The sequence below is a fragment of the Xanthomonas sp. SHU 199 genome (genome assembly GCF_000364665.1).
GTDB classification, from domain to species: Bacteria; Pseudomonadota; Gammaproteobacteria; order Xanthomonadales; family Xanthomonadaceae; genus Xanthomonas_A; species Xanthomonas_A sontii.
In genome coordinates, this window is record NZ_AQOI01000759.1 from 1 (window position 1) to 5,006 (window position 5,006).

4 protein-coding genes are annotated in these 5,006 nt (G+C 71.7%); 3 read left to right on the forward strand and 1 reads right to left on the reverse strand.

Annotated features, from left to right (window positions below):
* Positions 1-438: 438 nt before the first annotated feature.
* The gene (locus D183_RS0120975; RefSeq protein ID WP_441366724.1) at positions 439-2,094 is read right to left on the reverse strand and encodes an acyl-CoA dehydrogenase family protein; all 1,656 of its coding nucleotides are present in this window, start codon (positions 2,092-2,094) and stop codon (positions 439-441) included.
* Positions 2,095-2,190: 96 nt separating this feature from the next.
* Between D183_RS0120975 and D183_RS0120980 the strand changes: the two genes are divergently transcribed.
* From D183_RS0120980 to D183_RS25535, 3 genes are all read left to right on the forward strand, one after another.
* Positions 2,191-3,195: a ligase-associated DNA damage response exonuclease gene (locus D183_RS0120980; RefSeq protein WP_017910725.1), complete on the forward strand. Its 1,005-nt coding sequence runs from the start codon at positions 2,191-2,193 to the stop codon at positions 3,193-3,195.
* Complete coding sequence (locus D183_RS0120985) at positions 3,192-4,784, forward strand: ATP-dependent DNA ligase (RefSeq protein ID WP_017910726.1); 1,593 nt, start codon at positions 3,192-3,194, stop codon at positions 4,782-4,784. Before D183_RS0120980 ends, D183_RS0120985 begins: the two co-directional genes overlap by 4 nt.
* Positions 4,781-5,006 (forward strand): hypothetical protein (locus D183_RS25535; RefSeq protein WP_039729175.1); only part of this gene is annotated, 226 nt, incomplete at its 3' end. The genes D183_RS0120985 and D183_RS25535, both read left to right, overlap by 4 nt.

Here is a 5,006-nt window from a genome sequence, read left to right on the forward strand (position 1 = left end):
CCCTCTCCCGCCGGGAGAGGGGTTGGGGTGAGGGTAAGGCCGCGCGTCGCCGGTGATCGCTGCACTTGCTGCCTGACTAGGCTGGCCGCCGTACCCTCATCCGCCCCTTCGGGGCACCTTCTCCCGAGAGGGAGAAGGAAGTGCCGGCTAGCCCAATTTTCCACATGCCGAGGGCGCGCTGGCCTCCATAGCGCAGCCCAAGGCATCGCGGAAGCTGAGCCCCTCTCCCGTCGGGAGAGGGGTTGGGGTGAGGGTACGGTCGCGCGACGCCTCTGATCACCGCACTTGCTGCGTGGCTACGTTGGCCGCCGTACCCTCATCCGCCCCTTCGGGGCACCTTCCCCCAAAAAGGGGGCCGTGGTCCCGGAGGGAGAAGGAAGTGCCGGCCCACTCCTTTCCCACTTGGCGACGGCGCGCTGGGTCGCTATGCCGCATGGCCTACGGCAACGCACGCACCAGCAGTTCCTCGACCGGCACACCCGGCTCCAGCGTGCCGAACGCCAATCCATGCGCGCCGGCCAGTCGGCTGCGCACGAACGCGCCGGCGGCCGGACTGCCGCTGCGCAGCAGGAGCGCGGCCTGCAAGGCCAGCGCGATGCGTTCGGCCAGGCGCCGTGCGCTGTACTCGTCTACTTCGGCATGGCCAGCCAGCGGCGCGCGCAGTGCGTCCAGCGCCGCGTCGTACGCCGGGTCGCTGCCGGCCGCGGTCTGCAGCTCCGCCAGGACCGCGGCCGCGCTGGCCGGTTCGCGCGCCAGCGCGCGCAGCACGTCCAGGCATTGGATGTTGCCGCTGCCCTCCCAGATCGAGTTCAGCGGCGCCTGCCGGTACAGCCGCGGCAGGATCGACTCCTCGACGTAGCCGGCGCCGCCCAGGCATTCCTGCGCCTCGTTGACGAAGGCCGGCGCGCGCCTGCACAGCCAATACTTGCCCAGCGCGGTGGCGATGCGCGCGAACGCCGCTTCCGACGCATCGACGTCGGCCGCATCCACCGCGCGCGCCACCCGCAGCGCGAACGCGGTGGCGGCTTCCGATTCCAGGGCCAGATCGGCCAGCACGTTGCGCATCAGCGGCTGCTCGACCAGGCGCTTGCCGAACGCGATGCGATGCCGCGCGTGGTGCAGCGCCTGGGCGAGCGCCATGCGCATCTGCGCAGCGGCGGCGAGCATGCAGTCGAGCCGGGTCAGCATCACCATGCCAATGATCCGCGCCACCCCACGCCCTTCCTCGCCGACCCGCTGCGCCCAGGCACCGGCGAACTCGACTTCGCTGGACGCGTTGGACCAGTCGCCCAGCTTGTCCTTCAGCCGCATCAGCCGCAGCGCGTTGAGCCGGCCATCGGGCAGGCGCCGCGGCAGCAGGAAGCAGGTCAGGCCGCCCGGCGCCTGCGCCAGCACCAAGAAGCCGTCGGACATCGGTGCGGAGAAGAACCACTTGTGCCCGACCAGGCTGTACGCGCCGGCGCCGTCCAGCGGCGTGGCGACGGTGGCGTTGCGGCGCACGTCCGATCCGCCCTGCTTCTCGGTCATGCCCATGCCCAGGGTGATGCCGGCCTTGTCGGCGATCGGCACATCGCGCGGGTCGTAGTGCGGCGCGGCGGCCTTGTCGGCCCATTCGCGCAAGGCCGGGTCCTGGCGCAACACCGCGACCGCGGCATGGGTCATGGTCAGCGGGCAACTGGTGCCGGCCTCGGCCTGGTGGTGCAGGTAGCTCAGCGCCGCGCGCGCCACATGCACACCCGGCTGCGGGCTGTGCCAGGACAGCCCGGCCACGCCATGGCGCTTGGCCGCGTCCAGCAACTGGTGATAGGCCGGGTGAAACTCGACCGTGTCGATGCGATGGCCGTAGCGGTCGTGCGTGCGCAGCCGCGGACGGTCGCGGTTGGCGTCGAAGCCGAGCCGATATAGCGCATCGCCGGCCAGCACGCCGTACTGCGCCAGCGTCGCCGCGAAGCCGTCCGCGCCCTCGCGTGCGCAGGCCTCACGCAGCGCCACGTCGTCGGCCCAAAGATCGCGCGGTTCGAACGGCGGCGGCTGATTGTCGACCGTATGCGTGGCGAACGCCGGCAGGTCCGTGTGCATGCATCTCCCTCCCAGAAGCGCTGCACGCATTGTGGCCGATCCGTCGCGTCGCCGCGAACGCGCGGGGCGGATTCTCATCTCCTGCACACAGGCTTGGACACAGTGGCGCCCATGCCGAATGCCGCTTCCCAGGACCTGGTGGTGCTGCGCCCGGAAGGGCTGTACTGCCCCGCCGGCGATTTCCATATCGATCCCTGGCGGCCGGTGCCGCGCGCGGTCATCACCCACGGCCACGGCGACCACGCGCGCTCGGGCATGGGCGAATACCACTGCGCCGCCGCCGGCCTGCCGATCCTGCGCTGGCGGCTGGGCGAGCAGGCCTATCGCGCCTACGATTACGGCACCCGCTTCACGCTCGGCCGCGCGCAGGTGTCGCTGCACCCGGCCGGGCACGTGCTCGGCTCGGCGCAGGTGCGCATCGAAGTGGATGGCGAGGTCTGGGTCGCCTCGGGCGACTACAAGCGCCAGCCCGATCCGACCTGCGCGCCGTTCGAGGTGGTGCGCTGCGACACCTTCATCACCGAGGCCACCTTCGCCCTGCCGGTGTACCGGTGGCCGGACACCAGCGAGGTGGCGCGCGAGATCGTCGCCTGGCGCCGCGAGTGCGGCGCGCGCGGCGAGGCCGCCGTGCTGTTCTGCTACGCATTGGGCAAGGCGCAGCGCGTGCTCGCCGAACTGCAGCCCTGGGACGATCAGCCGGCGCTGCTGCACGGTGCGGTAGCGGCCGGCGTGGCGGTGTATCGCGAGGCCGGCGTGGCGATGCTGGACACGCGCACCGTGTCCGAACTGGACAAGCGCGCCGACTACGCCGGGCAGTTGGTGCTGGCGCCACCCTCGGCCGCCGGCAGCCCGTGGCTGCGCCGCTTCCGCCATGCGCAACTCGGCTTCGCCTCGGGCTGGATGCGGCTGCGCGGCAACCGCCGCCGGCGCAACTACGACCGCGGCTTCGTGGTCTCCGACCATGCCGACTGGCCCGACCTGCTGCGCACCATCGACGAGACCGGAGCACGGCGCGTAATTGCGACCCACGGCAACACCGACGCGATCATCCGCGCGCTCAATGAACGCGGTGTCGCCGCCGAGGCGTTCCGTACCGACTACGGTGGCGAGGAATGAAGCGCTTCGCCGCGCTGTACCGGCAACTGGACCAGAGCACCGCGACGCTGGACAAGCGCGCCGCGCTGGTGGCGTACTTCGAGCAGGCGCCGCCGGCCGACGCGGCCTGGGCGATCTGGTTGCTCAGCGGCGGCAAGCTGCGTCGTATCGCCAACACCCGCGAACTGCGCGAATGGATCGCGAAGGAAAGCGGCCTGCCCGGCTGGCTGGTGGACGACAGCTACGACCACGTCGGCGATCTTGCCGAAACCCTCACGCTGCTGCTCGACGATCCAGCGGAAACCCCGGACCCGGCACCGCTGCGCGACTGGATCGAGGAGCGCCTGTTGCCGGTGGCTGCGCAGGACGACGCCGCGCGCCGCGCCGCGGTGGTGGCGGGCTGGCGCAGCCTGTCCTTCGACGAGCGCCTGCTGTTCAACAAGCTGCTGACCGGCGCGCTGCGCGTGGGCGTCTCGCAGCGGCTGGTGCAGCAGGCGCTGGCGGCGATGTCGGGGATCGACATTGCGCGCATCGCCCAGCGCATGCTCGGCGCCTGGTCGCCGACGCCGCAGGCGCTGGAGCAGTTGCTGTCCGACGAGGTGCTGCCCAGCGACCGCCAGCAGCCCTACCCGTTCTTCCTGGCCTCGCCGCTGGAAGCCGAGGCCGCCACGCTCGGCGCCCTCGACGACTGGCTGCTGGAATGGAAATGGGATGGCATCCGCCTGCAACTGATTCGCCGCGACGGCGAGGTGGCGCTGTGGTCGCGTGGCGAGGAACGCCTGGACGGGCGCTTCCCGGAAATCGAGGCGGCCGCGGCGACGCTGCCGCGCGATGCGGTGATCGATGGCGAGCTGCTGGTCTGGCGCGATGGCGAGCCCGCGCCGTTGCCGTTCACCGCGCTGCAGACCCGCATCCAGCGACGCAAGCCTGGCGCCAAGACCCTGGCCGACACGCCAGCGCGGGTGCTCGCCTACGACCTGCTGGAACTGGACGGCCAGGACCTGCGCGAGCAGCCGCTGCAGCAGCGCCGCGCGCAGTTGCAAACGTTGCTGGAGGCTCACGCCGATCCGCGCCTCACGCTGTCGCCGCAGGTGCAGGCCACGACGTGGGAGCGGGCGGCGGCGCTGCGCGAGGATTCGCGCGTGCAAGGCGTGGAAGGGCTGATGCTCAAGCGTGCGACATCGCCCTACCAGTCCGGCCGCCGCCGTGGCGACTGGTGGAAGTGGAAGGTGGCGCCACTGACCATCGACGCGGTGCTGCTGTACGCGCAGGCCGGGCATGGCCGGCGCAGCACGCTGTACACCGACTACACCTTCGGCCTGTGGGATGGCGAGCAACTGGTGCCGGTGGCGAAGGCATACTCGGGGCTGGACGACAGCGAGATCCTGGCGCTGGACCGCTGGATCCGCGCGCACACCACCGAGCGCTTCGGCCCGGTGCGCGCGGTGACGCCGTACCAGGTGTTCGAGCTCGGCTTCGAGGCGGTGAATCGCAGCAGCCGGCACAAGTCCGGCATCGCCGTGCGCTTCCCGCGCATCCTGCGCTGGCGCCACGACAAGCCGTTCGCCGAGGCCGACCGCTTGAGCACGCTGCAGGCGCTGGCGCGATGAGCGCAACCGCGGCGCGCCGGCGCCCGGCCGATGCGCCGCTGTACGCCTGGTTCGCGCAACAGGGCTGGCAACCGCTGCCGTTCCAGCGCGCGCTGTGGCGGCAGTACCTGGACGGCGGCTCCGGGCTGCTGCACACGCCCACCGGCAGCGGCAAGACCCTGGCTGCGTTCGGCGGCCCGTTGCTGGAGGGTCTGCGTGCGCAGGCCGCGGCGCAGGCGGCCG

What these genes read in the sequence shown, in the direction of transcription:
- D183_RS0120980 (WP_017910725.1), top strand. Translation starts at nt 2,191, where the DNA reads ATGCCGAATGCCGCTTCCCAGGACCTGGTGGTGCTGCGCCCGGAAGGG.
- D183_RS0120985 (WP_017910726.1), top strand. Translation starts at nt 3,192, where the DNA reads ATGAAGCGCTTCGCCGCGCTGTACCGGCAACTGGACCAGAGCACCGCG.